Here is a 2,070-nt window from a genome sequence, read left to right as displayed (position 1 = left end):
GATATTAAGGAATAGTCAGGAGATTTTATTTATCTGCATTCCCGGTTTTATCCTCTTCTGAATCTCCTTTCAGTGAATCATCATTGCCTTCCCCTTTCATGATATCATTAAGCTTTCTTTCCTCCTCATCTTCTCTTTTTTTCTTTTCTTCTTCTTCCCAGAGCTTCTTGTAATTTTCTTCCTTCCAGTTCTTGCCTTCAAGAAGGGACTTTTCGCCATCATAAATCTCAGCTGCCTTTTCGCTTTTCTTTCCAATCTTTGCAAGAACCATCCTGTGCATCCTTCTGAGAAACTCAACTCTGTCCTCCATCTTGAGAATGTCCAGATAGCCCTGGGCAACAAGGTTTAGGGCAAAGGGGCTCGGGATTTTTGTGTCAATCTCCTTTATCTTTATCTTTCCATCTGACACCTGCTTAAGGATTAGTCTCGCATTTTTTATATCCATCAAATCCTCAAGCACCTCCCTTCTTGCCTCCTTTAAAATTGAGAAATCCGGAGAAATCCTTTTCACTGCATTCATGAGAATCATTGAGGACACCTGCTGCCTTCCGACAAACTGGCTCCTGCCCTTGTAATTCCTCAGAATCATGAGAGCCCTTGCTGCGCAGTGCCTGAACCTTCTCTTGAGGATTTCAGTCTTCTCAAGAGCCATCTTGAGGATTAATTCAAGCTTTTCCTCCTTAAGCATCTGAAATGCCTTAAGCGCCTGAATCGGCTTGTTTGATGCAAGATAAAAGCCGTTGTCATTAATCCCTATCTCAACATCTATGTGCTGTATCCTTGAAACTGCAAATGCAACTGCCCTTGACAGGCAGTCATTCACCCTTCTTCCATAAAGCGCATGGAATATCACAAAGTGCTTTTCATTCTCAAGATATTTTTCAATAACAATTTTCTCATCTGTAGGGATTTCAGCATAGAGATGCTGCTCAAGGAAATACCTGTATATTGAGGAGGCAGAGTTGCCGTCAATGTATAAGTAAGAGTTTATGAAATCAATTATCTCAGATTGCGACTTATTGCGCTCCAGCTTTTCTTCCATAAGGCGCCTGAACCTTCCGATTGAAAGCGCAAGGTCAAAGCTTAGCGGAAGCATCTCGGAAAACCAGGAAGGAACTGTAGGCGTCTTTCCTGATGCAGGAGTAACCTGCGCAACCTGCCCTGATGCAAACTTGAACCTGTAGCATTCGCCCCCAAGCACAAATATGTCCCCTGATTTCAGCTTTTCAAGAAATGCCTCGTCAATCTTTCCGATGACTGATTCGCCCTCCTTTATGAGAACAGAGCTCTCATCAGGAATTGTCCCAATATTTGTCATGTAGATTACTCTTGTCATCTTCCCCTTTCTCCCAATCATTCCAGTATCGGGCTCATACCAGATTTTTGCGTAGATGTGCCTGTCCTCAAGGGGAGCGTAGAATCCGGCAAGATACTCAATTACCTCCTTGAAATCTGTCCTTGAAAGGGTTCTGTAGCAGTAGCTCTTCCTGACAAGACTGTAAATCTCATCCTCATGAAGCTTCTCCACAACTGCAATCCCAACTATCTGCTGGGCAAGAACATCCAGGCAGTTCTCAGGAATGTGAATCCTGTCAATCCTCTTTTCAATTGACTCTTTCAGGATAACGCTGCTCTCCACAAGGTCATCCCTGTCCAGAACAACAATCCTTCCAAAAGTGGTTTCAGCCATCCTGTGCCCGCTTCTTCCAATCCTCTGAAGGGCGCGCGCAACTGACTTGGGGCTTCCAAGAAGTATCACAAGGTCAATATACCCTATGTCAATCCCAAGCTCAAGGGATGTGCTGCACACAATGCACTTGAGCCATCCCTTTCTGAGACGCTCCTCCATATTGTGCCTGTGCGCCTTGGAAAGAGAGCCGTGGTGCGCTCCAATCCTCGGAAGCTCCTCAGGAGCAGTGTTGTCGTCTATAAGAACATAGTGCTTGGGAAATTTCTCCTTAAGATGGAATACAACCCTCTCAGTTGCTGAGCGGGTGTTTGTGAATATGAGAGTTGTCTTGTGAGCCTGTATCAAGTCATCAAGAAGGGTGTAAAGGTGATGGTGCATTG

1 protein-coding gene is annotated in these 2,070 nt (G+C 44.5%); it reads right to left on the bottom strand.

The features are described 5' to 3' along the window. Nucleotides 1-25: 25 nt before the first annotated feature. Nucleotides 26-2,070: helicase-related protein (locus NTV63_02735; protein ID MCX6709849.1), on the bottom strand; the 2,045-nt coding region annotated here is incomplete at its 5' end.

It is taken from the genome of Candidatus Woesearchaeota archaeon (assembly GCA_026394965.1).
Lineage (GTDB): Archaea > Nanobdellota > Nanobdellia > Woesearchaeales > 0-14-0-80-44-23 > JAPLZQ01.
The sequence above is the reverse complement of the archived record's forward strand: the minus strand, read 5'-3'. Positions and strand labels throughout refer to the sequence as shown.